Raw genomic sequence first — 19960 nt, 5'->3', positions numbered from 1 at the left:
CAGAAATCAATTATCCGGGCTTTGATGATAATTCTCGGTGTCTGACGCACCCTACAGTATGATTAGCTGGGAGTGTCAAAAAAAAGAGTCAACTGTTTGGTCGGCAGTAATGGTAGGGGAAAAGCCCTGCTGTGGTGTCCAATGTAGTGCCCCATCTCGCCCAGTCCAAAATAGTTGAATGTTAAGATTTTCAAGCATTTGAGATGTTTCAGGACTGAGGGTATGGGTGGTGGCGATCGCTACTTGAGGTTTGAGGGTGTCTAGTAGTTGAGAATCCAAATCGTTACCTAACCACCAGAGGACATCAACGGCGGATAAATCGTGCTGTTGTAACAATTGTGATTGTTGTTCTTTGGGGATATTTCCCATGAGTAACCAGCGGCGATCGCTCATGATAAATTCCACCAGAGGCACATCAGGATTAATCAGTTTAACCTGAGTTTCACCTAAATCTAAGTTTTGCTGAACTGGGAGCGTTAGATATTCCCCTTGGGCAGTAACAATTTTATTTTGAATAGCCTGGGCGCTAACTTGATAAGCATTCTTAGAAGCGGGAGTATCATAGAATTTCTGAATTGGTAAAGTGTCTAAAATATGTGGGAAACCGATAGTTAAGCCTAGCTGAGGGTGAGTCAGGATAGCCCAATCAATTTGATTAATGCCCTGCCTTAGTAAAAAGGGCAAAACCGTAAATTTAACTGTGCGTTCATCCCCGGCATTTACTAACAAAACGCGATCGCGGTCTTCCACCACAAGAATAGGTTTTTCGGCGGTAGCTAAAACGGTGACTCGAAATTGGGTAAATTGAGCATAAGCCATGGGCAGAGTTATGATAGCGATCGCCGTTAATATACCAGCCAAAACCTGATAAAATCGGGCATTAATTCTCGTTCTTTTATTATGGTCAGTTTGACTTACTTTGGCTGGCTTGATTATCGGCGATAAGCACAGCCATATATTAATACTATATAAACCGATTAATTGTGCCAGAGACAGAGTGCCTACGGCGATGGAATTACCAGGTAAATTATTAAAAAATTCGACTATATAAATTAACCCTTGTAGGGGGTAATATAAAGCGGATACTAGAACCGAAGCCGCCCATGGCCAGATGAGAGCTACCACTGCGGTTAGCATTCCTCCTAGGGTAATTACCGTAATGAAAGGCACGGCTAAAATATTGACAAAAATACTGAATGGTGATACCAAATTAAACACATATATTTGTAGGGGAAGAATCCAAATGGCGGCGGCGATAGGAACTGCTATACAACTAGCAATTACAGGGGGAAGCCATTGTAGCGATCGCATCAAAGGTGGTACAGTCACCAATAGCCCCAGAGTTGCCAAAAAGCTAAATTGAAAGCCTAAGTCTTGAATTAATAGAGGATTCCATAATAATAGGAAAACTGCCACAGCCAATAACACCGCCAAGGGTCGCACCTGTCGGTTCATGACGAAACCTACCAAGGCAGCTAACCCCATTAAAGCGGCTCGCAGCACGGAAGCTGAACCGCCAGTTAATCCGACATATAACAATAGGATAATTGCACCAAAAACAAATCTCAACTTAGGAGACCAGCGGGCTGTCAAAGCCAGGACTACGCCCAGAAGTAAAGAGACATGAAACCCAGAAGCGGCTAAAGTATGAGCTAAACCGACTCGGACAAAGCGATCGCTAATTTCTGGGGAGATATCCACAGCCCGCCGCCCCAAAACCATGGCTGATAATAGTGTGCCTTTGGTAACATCCAAACCTTGAACCTGAGCCCTGACAATTCGCTGTCGCACCCTAGACAGTCCCCAGCTAGGGGTGGTGTTAATAGAGAGATGGCGACCATACATTCCCGCAAATCCCCCTTGTCTGGCGAGATAGGCTTTAAAATCAAAGCTACCAGGATTTAAGGGGGGTTTTGGTGCATATAAAGTTCCGGTCACAGAAACAGTTTCGTTGCCTTGTAAGCCTGTGGCTTGTAGAATTGGCACGGTAACATAAAGTTTACCCGTAACTGCTTTGTTAACCTGAACCGGGCTGTTCTGATCATTACTGGTAATCTGGTTAACAAGGTTAGCCTGTAGCCAAAACTGGACATTTCCTGAACGAGTGACCCGTGGTGAACTAATCACCCTTCCCCAGACGGTCATTACCAGGTTTTCGGCATTACCACCGCTGACAATTAATCTGCTAATGTCATTAGGTCCTGGTTGTGGAGTTTGTAGTTGAAAATATAGGGTAGCGAGGAAGCCTATTAATCCAGCTAGTAGCCAAAGGGTTCTAGGGATAGGAGGTCGGGGGATGTAGCGCCTATCTGGGTCGGATTTCCTTTGTCTAGCTTGCCTTAAAGAGCGGTTTCTGGTGGAAGTGAGTTGATCGCTGAGACGGCGACGGAGTTTATATTGCCAAATGGTTGTCAGAATTGCCATGGCTATCCCGACCCCTAGGAGAAAATATCCTCCCCAGGTAAAGTTCGCCATGAGTAATCCAACAATATAGGCTAATCCTAGGGCGATCGCAGCCGTTTGGTTCATCTGTCCTGGAAGTCTTTAAGGACTGGTTAGGGTTGGGTTAGAAACCAACCCTGATTGTTTGCTAAATGGATAATCCCAATTTTAGACCGAGTACGGTGTGAATCACCATCACTAATAGGGCGACACTGCCAATATAAGCATGAGCCTTGCGCCATTGGTCTTGGTTTCCGCCAAATTTGCTGAGGGAAATAGCGCCGTTGATTCCTAATAGACCCAAAACTGCGGTACTGGTCCAAAAATGGGGACTTTCAAAAATCGGTTGTCCCTGCATAATTAAGGATAGTAGCCCGCCGCTAAAGCCTAAAGCCATAAATAGGGTCATAAAAGGGGCAAGTTTTCGGTGGCTAGACCGAGAAGCGATCGCCGCCTCTTGGTCTGTGGCTAAACGTCCCTGCCAGCCAGTATAACCGACAAAACTACCCATCACAAAAATTACAATTCCCATCATTAGGGGGTGTCCCCAGTGAACAATGGGTTCGGGAACTCCTAAACCCGCAAAAAAATTGGCGATCGGTTCTAATAAGCCTCTGATGTCCATACTGGATCTGGTTCTCTTCTCTATCCGCTATCAATCCAGATTATAAATGTTTGTTGAGCCATTATCAATCTTTGATTAACTGAAAACCCGCCCCCACTATTGACTAATAAGGGCGGGTTTATAAGTATGGTGTGAGTGAAACCTTGTCTATAGTTAAACACTCACATCAAGCCAAGTTAAAACTTATTCGACCACACCAGGTAAAATTACCGTGTCAACGGCATGAATAACCCCATTGCTGCCTAAAATGTCAGCTTGAATGACACTGGCTTCATTCACCATTACAGTACCGTCCATAACAGTAATAGTTAAGGGCATTCCGGCAACGGTTTCAACAGACCCATCACTGATGTTAGCAGACAGAACTTGGGAGGGGACAACGTGATAGGTAAGAATTTGAACCAGTTGATCACGATTTTCGGGTTTGAGAAGTTCTTCAACTGTGCCTTCTGGTAGAGCCGCAAATGCTTCGTCAGTGGGAGCAAAAACGGTGAAAGGTCCTTCCCCAGAAAGGATTTCGGCTAATTCGGCGGTTTCTAAAGCCGCTACCAGAGTGCTGAATTGGCTCTCGCCACTAGCAATACCGACAATGGTTTCTGTGGGGTCTGAGTCAACTACAGCAGCCATTTCTTCCCCAGCGGGTTCTGCTTGGGCTTCGATAGTTTCATCAGAAACGGTTTCAGCGGTTACTGGTTCACTGGTTTCGGCAATTTGTTCGGTGGGTTCGCCTTGGGTTTCGGTGGCAGTAGGTTCGCCACAAGCTGCCAAAAATGCTGTACCACCTAGGGTAACTAACAGGATCAAAAGCCGTTTAGCCATCAAAGTCATAGTTTTCCTTATGAGAGTTTTCTACAGAATTGTTTACATATTCTTCACTTAATTCAACTTATATTAACACAACTTTACTCTCTGTCAAGTCCCATGCTTGTTATCCTTTACCCATGTCCGCTGTTCTCTGCCCTAGGGTATTGGTTGGCAGGATTAACGACGGTCTTTGAGCCAGAATGTCACCATTTTGCCTCTTCCTTTGACATCAATTACACCCCGTTCCTCAAAAATAAAATTATCCTTGAGTATGGCTTTGGTGGCGGCGGTGATCTGAATTCGTCCTACTTCCCCTTGAGACTCCATACGGGAGGCGACATTGACAGCATCCCCCCACAGGTCGTAGATAAATTTGCGAGTCCCAATTACCCCGGCGACCACGGGTCCGGTATTAATCCCAATGCGTAAATTGAAGGGTTCGCCGTCTTGGCGACGGAAACGGACAATTTCTCGCTGCATATCTAGGGCCATGTGAGCGATCGCCTCTGCATGATTCTCTACAGGAGTCGGTAAACCTCCCACTACCATATAGGAATCTCCAATAGTCTTAATTTTCTCGAGTTGGTGTTTTTGAGCTAGTTCATCAAAACAGGAAAATATATCATTGAGTAAATCCACCAATTCGGTGGGGGATATCTGGGCGGAAAACCCGGTAAAATTGACCAAATCTGCAAACATGACTGTTGCTTGGTCAAAGCGTTCTGCAATCGAATGTGGGCTCTGTTTTAAACGTTCCGCAATAGAGCGAGGCAAAATATTCAACAGCAGCCGCTCAGATTTTTGTTGTTCAACCCGCAAAGCATCTAAAACCCGGCGGCGCTCCGTAGTATTACGAGCCACCCAAATTACGCTATTGTCTGGCATAGGGGAAACTGTCGCAGCAAACCACACCAGATCAGCATCAGTTGCAGAGGGTAAGATATTAACAGGCCCCTGCTGTCCGGGTTCTGGGGGTGCTAATTGCATACTGTATTCTAGGTTAATGGTTTCTCCAGTTTGAATCACTTTCTGGATATTTTCGTAAAAAAGTTGTGCTTGGGGAGTCGGAAATATGTCAAATACTGTTTTTCCGAGTAAATCGCTACTAGGTGTATAGACTACTTCCGCGTTAGTGGTGACTATTTTCTTATAGCGTCCCTCTCCATCAAAAACGGCGATCACGTCGGTCATGGCTGCAAACAAGGCTCGCAATTCGGCTTCTGAGGCTCGTAAGGCTGCTTCTATCCTTCGTCTTTCGGCCACTTCTATGATTAGGTGATGGTTGGCTTCTTGTAAGGCGGCGGTGCGTTCGGCTACCCGATTTTCTAGTTCGTCTTTGGCTTGTTGGAGACCGATTTGTCCTAGTTTGCGATCGGTAATATCTTCGACAGTTCCTTCATAATAAAGAATTTCTCCCTGGGGACTACGGACGGCGGTGGCATTTTCCGAAATCCAACGAACTTGACCATCTATCCTTCGAATTTGGGACTCAAAATCTACTACGGAACCTTGGCTTTCTAAGAGATCAACAAATTCCTGGCGGCGCTTGGGGTCGATATACAGTTGGGATTGAATATCGGTTAAATTGGTCATTAATATGGTCGGGGATTCGTAGCCGTAAATCCTGGCTAAGGCGGGATTAGCGCTGATATAACGACCTTCTGGGGTGGTTTGAAATATTCCTTCTAGGGCATTTTCAAAGATGCTACGATAGTTGGATTCTGCCTGTTTTAAGGCTTCTTCTGCGCGCCGACGGTCTGTAATGTCAATACCTACAAAAAAGGCAGCACTACCGCTGTTATATTTGCGGGCGGCAATTAGGTAATCTCTGGGTTCATTTTTAATATAAGATGTCACTTCTTTATAGGCTTCAAAATTCCCACTATTAAAGAAATCTTCCACAAATCCATTAAATTCGGGACTAGCTTTCAGAAAACCGATGTGCTGACCAATAAATGCCTCGGCGGGGAGGTCGAAGGTTTGGGCTAGGTATTGATTAACCCCTAAATAACGTTTGTTAGAATCAATCCAAGATACTGTTCCAGGTACCACATTTAACACCGCTTCTAACTGGTCTTGAGTCGTTTTTAAGGCGGCTTCTGCACGTTTGCGATCGCTAATATCAATTCCCACCACAAAAGCTGCTTGATTATTATTATACTTGTGAGCAGCAATCAGATAATAATATTCCTCATTTTCTCGGGAAGATGATATTTCTTGATATGCTTCTAATTCCGGACTTTCAAAGAAATATTGGAGAAAATCCTGAAACTGAGAACCTCTCCCTAAAAAACCAATATGTTGATGAGAAAATGCTTCTCTGGGTAAGCCATATAAATTAGCTAATTTTTGATTCACTTCGATATAGTGCAAGTCTGATGTCACCCAGGAAACCGTACCAGGAACCGCTGCTAAAACCGCTTGTAAACGCATATTAGCTTGGCGGAGTTCTTCCTCAGCTTGGCGACGTTGAGTAATATCAATTCCCACCACAAATACAGCTCGATTATTATCATATTTTTGAGCTACAATTAGATAATGGCGTTCTTGATTATCCACATGAGTCCGCACCTCGCGATGAGCTTCTTTTTCAGGACGATTAAATAGGTCACTAACAAAGTCATTAAATTCCGAACTCGTTCCCAAAAAGCCAATATGTTGATTGGCAAAAGTTTCTCGTGGCAGTTTAAATAAGTCTGCCAAAGATTGATTAACTTCCAAATAACGTAAATCGCTACTAATCCAAGAAACCGTGCCAGGTACAGCTTCTAACACCGCTTGCAGTCGAGCATTAGCCATTCTGAGGGCTTCCGCAACTCTGGTACGCTCGACAATTTCTTGCAGTAGTTGATTGTTAGATTCTCGCAGGGCGGCGGTGCGTTCCGCAACGATATTTTCTAAGTCTTCATTAACCACTTGCAATTGAGATTCTACCTGTTTTCTGATTTCAATTTCTTGTTCAAGTTGCTTTCTGGTTTCTTCTAATTCGCGGGTTTTTTGTTTGAGTTTTTCGGCACGTTCTATACTTTGGCTCACCTCAGCAAGTAAGCCAATCACAATTTCGGAAGCATTAAAACTGTTGGCTTCAAACCCTAACCAGGGCAAGGGTTTAATGCGATGAGGACTCGTGTAAATAATCTCAAACTGACCATCAGATTTAGCCCTACCAATGCGGCATAATTTCCTAATATGATGGTTGGGTTCCATACGGATAATGCCACTGGGGGCTGAGAAACTTTGACCGTATGTAGCAATTCGTACCCTTTCCGGGTCGAAAGATTCGGCTAACTCTACGGCTTGTTTCCATAGATAAACTTGACTATAGGCGGCTTCTATGGGGTCGCTAGTAACGCGATCGCTTCCATATCTCGCCTTAAAACATTTAACAAAACGACGATTTTCGGGAGTCTCTAAACTCTGAAAATAACTCCAACAACTCAGATGACCCGTCGCCGCATTCCCGATGCTTTTTAATTCAGTTTCCGAAACAGAAATAGCCAAAACGGGGATTTGTTTAGCGCTTAAACCTGCCGCTTGAAATTGTCGATAAAATGCTATATTGCTATCACCAGTCAGCGTATTAAACACCACATCAGGTTTAGCCCGCACAATACGCGCAATAATCGAACTAAAATCCTTAGCCCCCAAAGGTTGATATGCTTCCCCCACTACATGGCCTTCATTTTGCTGAAGCTGAATTTTGATCAGTTTACTTACCGTATGGGGGAATGTATAATCGGAACCGAGCAAATAAAAGCGCTTGCCGATATTTTCCAACAACCAGGAAACCGCAGGTTCAACCTGTTGATTAGCACAGGCCCCTGTGTGAAAAATGTTGGGGGACTCTTCTAGTCCTTCGTATTGGACAGGATACCACAACCCCACCCCCAATTCTTCTAAAACGGGTTTGACAGCCTGGCGACTGGCTGAAGTCCAACACCCAAAGAGGGTGACAACCTGTTTGTCCTGAATCAGATTTTTGGCTTTTTGAGCAAAGCAAGCCGGATCTGATTGACAATCTTCAATAACAGGTTCAATAAACTTTCCGAGAATTCCTCCACTTTGGTTAATTTCTCGAATGGCCATCAACTCGGCATCTCTGAGGGGCGCTTCGCTAATTGCCATTGTCCCACTCAAAGAATGCAGTATCCCGACTCGTACACCTGGCATAGCTACTGCTTAACGGTTTATAAAATTGATATCAAGGGAACCTCCGACCTGGCTGCACCCAAATTTTCGGGCCGGGGTCTAGCTAGTCTAATATAACTATATTAACTAACTATGGCATAATATGCTCTAGTTCCACCCCTGGCTCCTCAAATATTTGCCAATCATGATTTTAAACAGATAGATGTAATCGTGAACCAGTAGCAGTTTTAGTGACTTCTATTTTGGCTTGAAATACCTCTTTCAGGTAGGGAATGTGGGTGACAGCTAAAATGCAGGAAAAATCTGGGGCGATCGCATTGATGGCAGCAATTAGGCGATCGCATCCTTCCGCGTCTTGGGTGCCAAACCCTTCATCAATAATCAGCATTTGCAGCGCACATCCCGCCCTTTGCGCTAATAATTTAGCTAGGGCTAATCGAATCGCAAAATTAATCCTAAACGCCTCGCCACCAGAATAGGTTTCATAGGGTCTAGTTCCCCTAGCATCAGCAATTAATATATCCAGTGTATCAATTAACTTAGTCTTTTTCCGTTTCGCCGTAACACTGCGTCCACTCCGTTGAGTAACAAACTGTACATGGAGTTGATTCGCCGAAAGTCTCGCTAAAACTTGGTTAGTTTCCGCTTCTAATTGCGGTAACACATTTTCAATCATTAACGCTTGAATACCATTTTTCCCAAAGGCTTGGGCTAATTCCTTATAAATTAGGGCTTGGTGACGACATTCGGATAATTCCTGTTTTTGTTCCCTTTGCTGCTGGCTAAAATTTTCTAAATGGCTTCGTTGTTGTTGCAGCTTTCCCAATTGACTTAAATATTGGTCTAGTTGTTGTCGCTGCTGTTGAATTTTTCCCTCTAGGTTACTAATATATAAGCTAGGATTGGGGGTATCTTCCAACTGTTTAGTTAATAGTAATATCTGTGATTTTATCCCCGCCAAATCCTGCGATCGCACTTGATTTAATTGCCGTAACTCAGCCAGCCGTTGTTGAATTTGTGGATACTGACTTTCCGCCACTTTCAATTGTTCTGCTTTCCTCACCCATTCCTGTGCCTCACGCAACCGAACCCGGACTTGATTATGGTCTTCCAAATTATAGCCACTCTCATTTAACTGTTGTTTTAGCTGAATAATCCTCTGCTGTAATTCCGAGGCGCTTTGTTCATAAATTATCTGGTCTAATGCCGACTGTAATTGTGCTACCATTGGCGGTTTTTCCGCTTGTAAATGCCCTAGTTTGTGCTGGGTATCCCGAATTTGTATTTGCTTAATTTCTGCCCACCTCCAGCGCTTTTCTTCATTCCTAGCCAGAGCGTGGCTTTGTTCATTATAATCTAGTTGTTGCAGTTGCTGATCTAGTTGTTGCAGTTGCTGATACAGTGTGGCGGCGTGACTTCCATCAGATAGCGATCGCTCAATTTTACTAGCTTCCTCTCTCAACTGTTGTAGTTGCAATTCATCATTAATGAAACCCTCTAAGCGTGCTTGTAATTGACCTCGTTTTTCCCGGAATTCTTCATAATTAGATATTTGCCTTTGTAAGGTTGTATATTCAATCCGTAACGCAGCTATTTCCTGTTCAGCACGCGCAAAATCTTCCCTAATTATCCACAGGCGATCGCGAATTTCCTGTTGTTGGTTTTGGTGTTTACCCATCACCAAATTCCAGTGATGTTCATCTAAAGGGCGATCGCATAGGGGACAAACCGGCGCTAACTCTCCCTTATTTTCATCACTAAAAGAACGCCCTAACATTTCCATTTTTTGGTCTAATTCAGCCAACTTTTTCTCATACTCCTGCTGTTGATGAGCCAATTTGTCTAATTGATTATGGTGTGATTGACCCTTAGCTGTCACCCGCGTTTGATAGGTGCGTTTTTTCTCAATTTCTTCAATTGTTTGATGAAGATTTTGTAACTCTTTTTCCGACTCTGGGCGGTTGTCTTTAAGACGGTTCTGGATTTTATTAATCGACGCATACAGTTCATCCAAACGGGCGCTAAGACGAGCTTGAGCCCGGTCTATTTCCCCCTGTATCCGTTGATGTTCTTGCAGAATAGGGGTAACTACAATTTGTATTTTATCTAACTCATTCAGGCGGAGACGAGCCTGAGAAAGCTGGGCAATTCCTGCTTCTACTTCTGGCAGTTCAACTAGCACCTTTTGATATTCTTGTTCCTGTTTGTGCAGAGATTCCAGGCGAGTTTCAATCGTGTCTTTATCCCGTTGTAATTGGTGGATTTTGTCCTGTTGTTGCTGCTGAAGTTCCCGGAGTTGCTGTTGGATTTTTTGGTGACTTTGAAACTGCAAACTCATCGTTTCTTCTGTAGCTTGTAGCGTCTGAAATTCCACAATACCGGCCTTAATTTCTTCCTGTTGTTGCCGAATACTCTCTAATTGTTGTAGTTGAGTTTGGGTCGCGACAATTTCCTGTTCAAGGCGATCGCATTCTTGTTTCGTAGTGCGATATTGTTGTCGCTGTCCCTCTAGCAGTTGTTCACAGGTTTGGCGATATTGTTGTTGTTCTCGCCGGGTTTGCAGTTGCTTTTGGTCAGACTCTTGTTGTTTCTGAAGTTTACCAAGGGTAGCTTCTAACTCAGTGATTTGAGCCACTATTTCCGGCAGTTTTTGTGTCTCCAACTCTCCCATAGTTAAACTTTGTTCTAATTGCTCAATCTTGAATTTATATTCCTTCGAGATATCTTTGGCTTTCTCCACTAAAATATCATATTCATCTAACTTAAGTAAGCTGCCTAAAACTTCTTTGCGATCGCTGGGACGTTTTAACATAAACTCATCAGCTTTTCCCTGACGCAAATAGGCAGAATTAATAAAAGTATCGTAGTCTAGCCGCAGATGTTCTAAAATCTTTTGTTGTGTGCTACGGATTCCCCCTTGACTCAGGGCAGTAAACTTAATTTGCTCCGCTTTTTTGTCCGCTTCTAATGGTGCGATTTGAAAATCCAGAGTACCCGACTGACCTCGGCGGCGAGTCCTAATTACCCGGTATAAGTTACCATGACTAATAAAGATAAAATCTACCCGCATTTGGGTTTCGCCAATTTGAATTAAATCATCTTCAGTCCCCGCCCGACTCTGACCCCAAATCGACCATGCGATCGCCTCTAACAGCGAAGACTTACCCGCCCCATTCGGTCCACAAATGCAGGCAGTATGCAAGCCACTAAAATCTAGGCTTGCGTCGCGATAACTGAGAAAATTCTTGAGGGTGAGTTTCTGTGGGATCATATCGCGATATTCAGATTAAATTCAGTTTGATATCAGTTTGATCGAACCTACCATAATTATAGCACCAATCAATCCCAGATGTTAACCTAGACCCATCCGGCTGCTTATATTAATTGTCTCACTCGGTGTTCTCCAACCATTGCTAACCAAGACATCAGCAAATCAAAAGGTGTCGATCTGAGGTCAACCAACCTGTTAAAATCGTAATATTGTTATTGTGGGCAGCGATTATGACAGAAGATTATCGATCGCCACCGGAAATAGTAAATCAGTTTCAAGCATTGCAACATCAACTCCGAGAGTCTTTCAGTCAAGGGGGAAACCTGAGATTTGAGGATTTTGATGTATTAGTCATTCCATCCCTCACCTTAGATCAGCAGCAATTGCAGAAAATTCCCGGAGTTCATCAGTATGAGGAGAGATTTCTGTTTTCTCTGACTCGTTTACGAAATCCTAGAGTTAGATTAATTTATGTCACCTCCCAACCCCTTCACCCCAGCGTTATTGACTATTATCTGCATTTAATGCCTGGGATTCCCTTTTCTCACGCCCGCGATCGCCTACTATTATTTTCTACCTACGATTCCTCTAATCGATCCCTCACCGAAAAAATCCTAGAACGTCCCCGGTTAGTCGAAAGAATACGCCAAGTCCTGCGACCTAAACGCACCTATATGGTCTGTTTTAACTCTACTCAATGGGAACGAGAATTATCAGTTAAATTACAAATTCCCCTCTGGGCTTCTGACCCAGATTTAGCCTACTGGGGAACCAAAAGCGGCAGTCGTCAGATTTTCGCACAAGCCAATATTCCCCACCCAGACGGCAGTCAATTAGTCTGGAATGAAACAGCTTTAGCCGCAGAAGTTAACGCTTTATGGGAACGACAACCCCAGTTAAAACGAGCAGTAATTAAGCTCAATGAAGGCTTTTCTGGCGAAGGCAATGCTATCCTTAACCTCCAAGGAATTGCTGACATTCCCCCCCATCAAAGGATCGCCAAAATTCGCGATCGCTTCGTGAATTTAAGTTTTCAAGCCAGCCATGAAACCTGGTCGAGTTTCCGTAGCAGAATTCCCGACTTAGGCGCAATTGTCGAAGCCTTTATCGAAGGAGACATTAAGCGATCGCCCAGTGTTCAATGTCAGATTTACCCTTCCGGGGAGGTACAAGTTCTATCTACCCATGATCAAATTCTCGGAGGTCCAGATGGTCAAATTTTCGAGGGTTGTAGTTTCCCCGCTGACCCAGCCTATCGATTACAACTGCAAGACTTAGGCGAAAAAGTTGGTAAAATCTTAGCCCAAAAAGGAGCCCTCGAAAGATTTGGTTTAGATTTTATTGCCGTTCGTCCACCACATACACCAGAGGCTCAATGGGAACTCCAAGCCATTGAAATTAACCTGCGGCGAGGTGGCACAACTCATCCCTTTATGACCCTCCAATTATTAACTAATGGTCAATACGATCGCCATACTGGCTTATTCTATAGTCAGCATAAACAACCCAAATACTATATCGCCTCAGATAATCTTCAGAACCATCATTATCGAGGTCTTTTACCCAATGATTTAATGGATATTATCGCCCAATATCATCTGCATTTTAACAATCGAACAGAAACCGGAACCGTGTTTCACTTAATCGGCTGTCTGTCTCAATTCGGGAAACTCGGTTTAACCTGTATTGGCGACTCTCCCACACAAGCACAGGAAATCTATGATCGCATTGTAGCGGTTTTAGATCGAGAAACTCAGGCGATCGAACAGTCAGAAGACACATTAGAGCCATCCCCAAACCCGGGAACAGTCTCTAAGCATTTATCAGAATCTGTTTATTAATTAGGGTTGTTTCGGTTGATAATGATTACAGCTAGAACAGGGACCTGTAGGATTAACAGCACATAGCAAAAATGCTGAGTTAGCGTTAAATTTACAGGTAGCCTGTTTATTAACCGTCTTTGATAGCAGGTTATAACGCTGTTCGTGATGTTCTATAAACCGTTTGATTTGTCGATGGGACTGTAGCCGCATCCTTTCCATACCTAGGTTATTCATCGCCGAGTTTTGCGTAAATGATCATAATATAGACTCTATCTATATCTTATCCTATCGGCTGGTGTTTTTCATCACAAAAGCCCCCAGGTGTCTTAGACTATCAGCCAGAGCTTCCTGGAAACGGGTTAAGGGGTAGTCGTGATTACCACCCCAACCCGCCGGATTGGAGTTAAGCTACTTTGAGCAATTCTAACTCCTGTTTTTTCTTAACATATTCAGCCAGTTGTGATTCGATTTGCTGGCGCACTTCTTTTCGATAGTCGTAGAAGTGTTCAAAGTGAGCGCACATGACTAGATACATTTCCACAACACCGGGATTTTTACGGATAATATCCAGTAGATAAATCCAAAAAGTCCAGCGAGTTTTGCGGACTACTCCCTGTCGCCACAGCAGAATTGACAAGGCTTTTATAGTTTTCCAACTTAGGGTTCTTCCCCCGGCTTTTTTCCGACGAGGTGCGCCCAGTTTCAGATAATAGCGGTGGGTGCGATCGAGAAACACTTGCGGATCGTATAGTTTCCAAAAACCGTCTATATATTCCTGTGCAATTTCCTCAATGGGACGAGTCGGAACAAAATTCATCAGAGTAGTCTGGTTAATATTGGCGGTTTCCGATCCTTCCAGCAGTCTCCCTTCTTTCTTTAAACGATGCCATAATCCCGTATTAGGGAGAACTTGTAGCATACTAAACATAGCCACTGGAATAGCCGTAGTTTCTACAAATTGGATAATGCGATCGCCCGCCCCAGATTTTTCCCCATCAAAACCAATAATAAAACCAGCCATCACCCGCAGCCCCGACCTGGTAATATTATCCACAGCATCAACTAGGGAATTACGGGTATTTTGGAATTTTTTAGTCAGCGCGAGACTAGCTTCGTCCGGGGTTTCAATTCCCAGGAAAACCGCATAGAAATTCGCCTCTACCATCATGTTCATTAATTCTTGGTCTTGGGCGAGATCAACTGATGCTTCTGTCATCATACGGAAGGGATAGTTATTTTTTTCCATCCATTCTTTCAACACCGGAAGCAGCAATTTTACATTGCGTTTATTCCCAATGAAGTTATCATCAACTAAAAAGATAGTTTGAGTAAATCCTAGTTCCAGGAGGCGATCTAGTTCCGCCACTAACTGCTCCGGCGCTTTCGTGCGAGGTTTGCGACCATATAGGACAATAATATCGCAGAATTCGCACTGAAACGGGCAGCCCCTGGAGAATTGTAAAGCCATCATATCATAGGCTTGTTTCTCCAACAAATCAAACCTAGGAATTGGGGTATTAGTGACATCAGGTTTTTCGCCATTAGCGGCGCGTAATATTCCCTGAGTTTCCCCTCTTTCCAGGGCTGCTACAAACATAGGGAGGGTAATTTCTCCCTCGTCTAGCACTAGAAAATCAGCCCCCATTTTTTCGGCTTCGTGGGGGAGTGCGGTCGGGAAAGGCCCCCCAACAGCGACCATTTTGCCGCGTTTTTTGGCTTCCTGAATTTGGGCAAGGAAATCATTTTTTTGGACGATCATGGCCGACAAAATCACCAATTCTGCCCATTCCCATTCTGCTTCTGTGACCGATCGCACATTGCGATCAACCAGCTTAAATTCCCATTCTTGGGGGAGAATAGCCGCTACGGTCACTAAGCCCAAAGGCGGTAATAGAGCCTTGCAATCGACCAAATCTAAGGTTTTTTCAAAAGACCAAAAACTTTTGGGGAAAATTGGATAAACCAGTAAGACTCTCATGAAATGCACCGAATTAAGGATAAACTAGAGATGGAAATTGGGTGATAGATCAGAGTTTTAAGAAATCGCCATTTTCGCAATTTCTTCCGTGAGAATTTCCACTGTTTGATGAATTTGTTCTTCCGTATGCTGACAGGTCACAAAAAAACGCAGACGGGCTGCATTTTGAGGAACCGAAGGATAGAACATAAACGGGACGTTAATACCCCTATGAAACAGATTTTGGGACAGTTGCACAGAAGCCAGGGAATCGCCCACAATAATCGGAATAATGGGCGAATCTTTGCTGGTTCCTGTGTTTAAATGATGTTGTTTAGCGAGATTCAGGAACAATTGACCACGATCGCGCAGTCTTTGCACCCGTTCTGGTTCTGATGTTAACACATTAATCGAAGCCAAAACCGATGCCGCGTTAGGTGGCGAAATACCCACACTGTAGACAAAACCGGGGGCCGTATATTTCAAGTATTCCACCAAGGCACTAGACCCCGCAATATATCCCCCACAACTAGCGAAAGATTTGCTCAGGGTTCCCATCCACAAATCTACATCATTGGGGTTAACGCCAAAGTGTTCACTCAGGCCTCTGCCCTGTTGACCTAATACCCCAATAGAATGGGCTTCATCCACCATCAGAAAGGCTTTATATTCTTGTTTTAACTCAATAAACCTGGGTAGCTCAGGAATATCACCATCAGTGCTATAAATGCCTTCTATCAGGATTAAAGTCCGTCTATAACGGTGGCGGCGGTCTTGGAGAATTCGGCGCAGGCTTTCCCAATCATTATGGGGAAAAGCAATAGTAGTGGCTCCCGAAAGCAAACAGCCTTGTAATAGACTATTATGGCTGAGGACATCATGGAGAATCAGGTCATTTTGTCCAAACAGATGACCAACGGTGGTGACATTGGTAGCATGACCGCCAACATAAACGATGCTGTCTTGGGTGCCGATAAAATTGGCGATCGCCTTTTCTAACTCCCGATGAATAGGTTTTTCACCCGAAAGCAGGCGGCTGGCGGAAGCCGATGTACCATAGCGGTCTATAGCATCCTTCGTAGCTTGGGAAACTATCGGATCACCAGACATCCCCAAATAGTTATAGGTAGCATAGTTAATTAACTCACGACCGTTAATAATCGTCGTGTTGCTGGCGATACCTTCTTGGGGGGTAAAAAAGGGGTTATCAATCCCCAGAGCCGCGATTTCCTGTTGTTGCTGTTTGATTTTCAGGTATTCTGGATACAGTTCAAACCGATAGTATTCCGGCGGAATATCAGGTAGGGTTTGGGTCGTGGCTCTTTGGCGCAACAATTCGGCTAGGAGATCCCGTTTTTGTTGTGGTGAAAGGTTAGCGGTGCGATCGGATATATTGGTCATTAATGATTTTCCTGTTCAGACAACATTGAATTCAGCAGGGAGTCTACTTCAGCATCAGACATTTGGTTAAGTCTTTCCAGTAGTTGCTGTGCCTGTTGTGGACTCACAGACTGACCGCTGCTGAAAGCTGTCGCCATAGGGGTAGTATCCTGGGCTAGATAATCAGCGATCGCCTTAATCGTGGGATAATCCCAGAGCAAGGTAGGGGGAAGTCTACGTCCAAATTGATTTTCCAGATCTCCAGATAAATTAACCGCCTCAATAGAATTAAGGCCGTAATTGGCAAAATCTTCATCAACATCAATCTCATCTGCATTTAACCCCAATCTCTGGGCTAGTTGGTTAATTAACCAACCTTGGATCGCTTCCGCATCAGGGGACAACCCCACAGACTTAGGCGATTTAGATTGGCTACCCAGTTGGTCAATATCTTTTCCATTCCAAGAGTGGTTCAACACTTGCACTATTCACTCCTCCATCACATTTTAGGCTGGCTATGCAAGATTCCGGGGCAGATTAGGCAGCCCGTCGGCGGTGAATCTTAAATCGCACCTAGACGGTTATTGTGCCACGAAGCCGATCTGATCAATCCTTTGCTGTTTCTGTTACCTCTAACGGACACAATAAGTTCAGTCTTCGACTACCTCCAAAGTCCCCGCTAGGAAACCAGCACGGCAAGCATGACGTTGGATCTTACCACTTGATGTTTTGGGAATGCTTCCAGGTTTTAGTAGCAGGGTAGTATAAACTTGCAAATCATGGTTTTGGGAAACGGCACGGCGGATTGATTGAATTAGATCCTTGGTGCTAAAGGATTCCTCCCTGGAAACACCCCTTGAGGTTTCACGACTAGGACTAGATTGCCGTTTCCAATAGTAGCGTTCTACTTCTGCAATCACCACTAACCTTTCTTCCCCCCCTATATCTACGGAAAATCCTGCTGCACAACTAGGACGGATCAAGGGGTGACTTTGTTCAACCGTCCATTCTATGTCTTGGGGATAATGGTTGCGGCCGTTAATGATAATTACATCTTTCAGGCGACCAGTAATAAATAGTTCGCCGTTTTCGATGAAGCCTAAATCTCCAGTCCGCAAAAATGGTCCTTCTCCGGTGGTGGCTAGATATTGACTAAAGATGGACTCGGTTTCTGATGGTCGATTCCAGTAACCTTGGGCGATACTTGGTCCTGATACCCAAATTTCTCCTACCTGTCCGGGTTCACAGGGTATCCCCGTGGATGGGTCCACAATGGCGATCGCCTGATCTTCCAAACTTGAGCCACAGCCTACTACTGTACGAGTGTTGTCTGTGTGACCATTGGTGGCGATCGCCTGATGTTGTTCTAGGGATGATGCTTGAATCGTTTTCAACGTCGGTAGTTGAGTTTTATCGCCGCCACTGACGATTAGGGTAGCCTCCGCCATACCATAGCAGGGATAGAAAGCCTGGGCATTAAATCCACAACTAGCAAAAGTGCGGGCAAATTTTTCTAGCACTTCATGGGATATCGGTTCAGCCCCATTAAAAGCTAAATCCCAACTACTCAGGTCTAGGGTTTCTATTTGGTCTGGCGTGACTCGGCGCACGCACAAATCATAAGCAAAGTTTGACCCCCCGCTGGTAGTCGCACCATGTCTTGATATCGCTTCTAGCCACCTGATAGGACGTTGTAGGAACATTAGCGGAGACATTAACACCACCGGAAATCCTCCATATAGGGGCTGGATAATCCCCCCAATTAACCCCATATCGTGATAGGGCGGTAGCCAGATCATCCCTATGCTGTCCTTGTTGTGACCGAATTTCTCATAAATCCAGCCCGAATTGTGCATCAGGTTCTCGTGGCTGATCATTACCCCTTTCGGGGTTGCCGTTGAACCTGATGTATATTGTAAAAACGCTAAACTCTCCGGGTCGATGCTTACAGCCTCATAGCGATCGCTCCAACTTTCCCCTATCTGATCGGTAGCTACCCAGTTCAGTTTCTGTAGTTCCCAAACCTCCCCAAATTGCCGCTGTAGACTCGGTAGCACAGATTCTGTGGTTAGGGCTAAGTGAGAGTCCGCGTCTTCTAAAATCCCCATTATCCTAGACAGAGAACGATTGGGGCGCGGCGGATAGGCAGGAATTGGCACTATACCCGCGTACAAACAGCCAAAAAATGCCGTAATATAATCTAGGCCCGGTTGGTATAGTAGTAATGCTCTCTCTCCCCGTTCGCTGATGCTTTGGAGATGGGCGGCGATCGCTCGACATATTCTGTCTAACTTTTGGTAGGTTAAACTGATGGTTTCAGTTTCTCCATCCACTAAAAATTTATAAGCAACTTTATCGGGTTGATGGATGGCTCGACCCTTTAATATTTCCATTAACGTTGCTGCATCAAACGGATGTTGGAAAGCAGTCATTAAGTCTTAATAAGTGATTGAGTAAGCGAAAAAGTTTCCGGTCTCTTGGATAATATAACCTATTTTAATTTTTTGGCAACTTTTTTGTTGATTGGATGCTGACATCATCTTTTCCGGCTGACCCTAGGGACTATAATTACATCCCTAGAGTCTACAGGCTTATAGCCCGCTTCAAGTTTACGCCGTTTTTTGATTAATCATTATACTGGCGATAAATTACCCCGGGTTACTGTCGGGAATTTTGTGGATCTCTCTGCCATACTTGGTCTAGGCGATCGTTCCATTTTTTCTGATTCGCCGTCGCTTCCTGAATGTATGGAGAAGCCGCAATTACTTTAATCAATAACTGATTAACCGCCGACAAAGGAAACTTTAATGGTCGCACAATATCCAAGAATAATACTACCCGAATTCCATCAGTTTCATTCCACACCTCATGGGGAAATGAATCATCAAATAACATACATTTTCCCTCTTCCCAATGCCGGATTTCATCCCCTACTCGCAGGCGGCATTTTTCCCTTGGCTCCGGCACTTTTAAACCTAATAAACACCGAATTACCCCCTTGTAAGGTCCTCGATGTTCCGGGATATGTTTACCCGGCAATAATATCGAGAAAAATGCCGTTTTTAAACCGGGTATTTTTTGGATAATTTCCGCCGTTTGCGGACAGCGATCGCAGCTTTCCGCCGATTTAATTCCATAGCCATATAAACAGTACGTTTTCCACAGATTATCGGTACTCGCATTATAGGCTTGATCCGGCGAAATATCTTGAAAATTAGGCAACTCATCCCGATATTTTAACAGTTCGTCTACCTCCTCGCGGATTAAATGCCAATGGCTTTCTAACAGCTCCACCCATTGGAAATGTTCCGGGTATTTGGCAGCGTCAAAAAATGCCGTATCCCCAATTTTGGAAGATTTACCAATCGATGTTTCTAACCCTCTTAATATCGGTTCCCCAATGCCATAAATTAAGAAATTTCGCAGTTTATCTTTAAAATTGCTCTGTAACCCTACTTCAGTCATAAATAGCACTTTTCCTGATTTGATTAATCACCTATATAATAGTA

At 44.2% G+C, this 19960-nt stretch carries 12 protein-coding genes; 1 reads left to right on the top strand and 11 read right to left on the bottom strand.

What is annotated here, in order from left to right; all coding sequences use genetic code 11:
* Positions 1 to 75: 75 nt before the first annotated feature.
* The 5 genes from P5674_RS09935 to P5674_RS09915 form a co-directional block, all read right to left on the bottom strand.
* Positions 76 to 2529, bottom strand: a complete 2454-nt coding sequence (locus P5674_RS09935; protein WP_315669968.1) for a ComEC/Rec2 family competence protein — start codon at positions 2527 to 2529, stop codon at positions 76 to 78.
* A 61-nt stretch (positions 2530 to 2590) separates the two neighbouring features.
* Positions 2591 to 3067, bottom strand: coding sequence for a DUF4079 domain-containing protein (locus tag P5674_RS09930; protein WP_006619370.1), 477 nt, complete (start codon positions 3065 to 3067; stop codon positions 2591 to 2593).
* 183 nt (positions 3068 to 3250) lie between these two features.
* Positions 3251 to 3886, bottom strand: a complete 636-nt coding sequence (locus tag P5674_RS09925) for a fasciclin domain-containing protein (RefSeq protein ID WP_235181446.1) — start codon at positions 3884 to 3886, stop codon at positions 3251 to 3253.
* A 162-nt stretch (positions 3887 to 4048) separates the two neighbouring features.
* Positions 4049 to 8041 (bottom strand): transporter substrate-binding protein, encoded by a 3993-nt coding sequence (locus P5674_RS09920; protein WP_014274784.1) that lies wholly within the window; start codon positions 8039 to 8041, stop codon positions 4049 to 4051.
* A gap of 169 nt (positions 8042 to 8210) precedes the next feature.
* A complete protein-coding gene (locus P5674_RS09915; RefSeq protein WP_006619373.1) occupies positions 8211 to 11291 on the bottom strand; it encodes an AAA family ATPase in 3081 nt (1026 codons plus the stop codon).
* A gap of 230 nt (positions 11292 to 11521) precedes the next feature.
* Between P5674_RS09915 and P5674_RS09910 the strand changes: the two genes are divergently transcribed.
* Positions 11522 to 13132 (top strand): peptide ligase PGM1-related protein, encoded by a 1611-nt coding sequence (locus tag P5674_RS09910; protein ID WP_006619374.1) that lies wholly within the window; start codon positions 11522 to 11524, stop codon positions 13130 to 13132.
* On the opposite strand, the gene P5674_RS09905 is transcribed toward P5674_RS09910, so the two are convergent.
* The 6 genes from P5674_RS09905 to P5674_RS09880 form a co-directional block, all read right to left on the bottom strand.
* Entirely contained in the window at positions 13133 to 13348 is a 216-nt protein-coding gene (locus P5674_RS09905) for a DUF6464 family protein (protein ID WP_006619375.1), read from the bottom strand.
* 169 nt (positions 13349 to 13517) lie between these two features.
* The gene (locus tag P5674_RS09900) at positions 13518 to 15092 is read right to left on the bottom strand and encodes a B12-binding domain-containing radical SAM protein (RefSeq protein WP_006619376.1); all 1575 of its coding nucleotides are present in this window, start codon (positions 15090 to 15092) and stop codon (positions 13518 to 13520) included.
* A 57-nt stretch (positions 15093 to 15149) separates the two neighbouring features.
* Positions 15150 to 16472, bottom strand: coding sequence for an aminotransferase class I/II-fold pyridoxal phosphate-dependent enzyme (locus P5674_RS09895; protein WP_006619377.1), 1323 nt, complete (start codon positions 16470 to 16472; stop codon positions 15150 to 15152).
* Positions 16472 to 16936, bottom strand: coding sequence for an acyl carrier protein (locus tag P5674_RS09890; RefSeq protein WP_006619378.1), 465 nt, complete (start codon positions 16934 to 16936; stop codon positions 16472 to 16474). Before P5674_RS09890 ends, P5674_RS09895 begins: the two co-directional genes overlap by 1 nt.
* Before the next feature lie 165 nt (positions 16937 to 17101).
* Positions 17102 to 18883: a fatty acyl-AMP ligase gene (locus tag P5674_RS09885; protein WP_043468110.1), complete on the bottom strand. Its 1782-nt coding sequence runs from the start codon at positions 18881 to 18883 to the stop codon at positions 17102 to 17104.
* Between the two features lie 226 nt (positions 18884 to 19109).
* The gene (locus tag P5674_RS09880) at positions 19110 to 19916 is read right to left on the bottom strand and encodes an aspartyl/asparaginyl beta-hydroxylase domain-containing protein (protein WP_014274787.1); all 807 of its coding nucleotides are present in this window, start codon (positions 19914 to 19916) and stop codon (positions 19110 to 19112) included.
* Positions 19917 to 19960 lie beyond the last annotated feature (44 nt).

It is taken from the genome of Limnospira sp. PMC 289.06 (genome assembly GCF_032350395.1).
GTDB classification, from domain to species: domain Bacteria; phylum Cyanobacteriota; class Cyanobacteriia; order Cyanobacteriales; family Microcoleaceae; genus Limnospira; species Limnospira platensis.
This window is presented reverse-complemented; position numbering and strand designations above follow the sequence as displayed.

Coding starts and splice junctions, on each gene's coding strand:
- P5674_RS09895 (WP_006619377.1), bottom strand. CDS start 16,472: ATGACCAATATATCCGATCGCACCGCTAACCTTTCACCACAACAAAAA.
- P5674_RS09905 (WP_006619375.1), bottom strand. CDS start 13,348: ATGAATAACCTAGGTATGGAAAGGATGCGGCTACAGTCCCATCGACAA.
- P5674_RS09910 (WP_006619374.1), top strand. CDS start 11,522: ATGACAGAAGATTATCGATCGCCACCGGAAATAGTAAATCAGTTTCAA.
- P5674_RS09885 (WP_043468110.1), bottom strand. CDS start 18,883: ATGACTGCTTTCCAACATCCGTTTGATGCAGCAACGTTAATGGAAATA.
- P5674_RS09915 (WP_006619373.1), bottom strand. CDS start 11,291: ATGATCCCACAGAAACTCACCCTCAAGAATTTTCTCAGTTATCGCGAC.
- P5674_RS09920 (WP_014274784.1), bottom strand. CDS start 8,041: ATGCCAGGTGTACGAGTCGGGATACTGCATTCTTTGAGTGGGACAATG.
- P5674_RS09925 (WP_235181446.1), bottom strand. CDS start 3,886: ATGGCTAAACGGCTTTTGATCCTGTTAGTTACCCTAGGTGGTACAGCA.
- P5674_RS09880 (WP_014274787.1), bottom strand. CDS start 19,916: ATGACTGAAGTAGGGTTACAGAGCAATTTTAAAGATAAACTGCGAAAT.
- P5674_RS09900 (WP_006619376.1), bottom strand. CDS start 15,092: ATGAGAGTCTTACTGGTTTATCCAATTTTCCCCAAAAGTTTTTGGTCT.
- P5674_RS09935 (WP_315669968.1), bottom strand. CDS start 2,529: ATGAACCAAACGGCTGCGATCGCCCTAGGATTAGCCTATATTGTTGGA.
- P5674_RS09930 (WP_006619370.1), bottom strand. CDS start 3,067: ATGGACATCAGAGGCTTATTAGAACCGATCGCCAATTTTTTTGCGGGT.